General features: G+C 53.2%; 1 pseudogene. It reads right to left on the bottom strand.

From position 1 onward, the window contains the following. Nucleotides 1–474, bottom strand: a pseudogene (locus tag H8K52_RS20670) (hypothetical protein); the annotation flags it as partial.

Consider the following 474-nt stretch of genomic DNA (forward strand, 5'->3'; position numbering starts at 1 on the left):
AATCACTACCGGCTGTCGCTGTACCACCGCCTAAGCTGTAAGCGTAGGTGGAGACATTCGATGTCGCCGCTGACAAACTGACCGTGTAAATCAGGTTGTTACCTTCGACCACATTGTCATCGCCGATACCTGGAGTACCTGGCTCGACTGTGGTGATCGTTGGCTTGTCATTGTCGATGATGCCACCAGCGCCCGTCACGCCAGCGATGACCAATGGTAAGGTCTCTGGTGTCACTGCCTCTAAGCTGGCATCGTCGATTGTTGCCACCGTTACCGTAAAGTTGGTAACACCTGCTGGAACGATCAAATTACCACCAACCAAAGTCACACCATTACTGAACGTCGGTGTGGCGTTGTAATCACTGCCCGATGTCGCTGTTCCACCACCCAACGCATACGCATAAGTCGAGGCGATGGTTGTTGGGCTCGACAAGGAGACGGTGTAGACCAAGTTCGTGCCTTCGACGACATTGT

Source organism: Affinundibacterium seohonense, from assembly GCF_014284305.1.
Classification (GTDB): Bacteria; Pseudomonadota; Gammaproteobacteria; order Burkholderiales; family Burkholderiaceae_D; genus Undibacterium; species Undibacterium seohonense.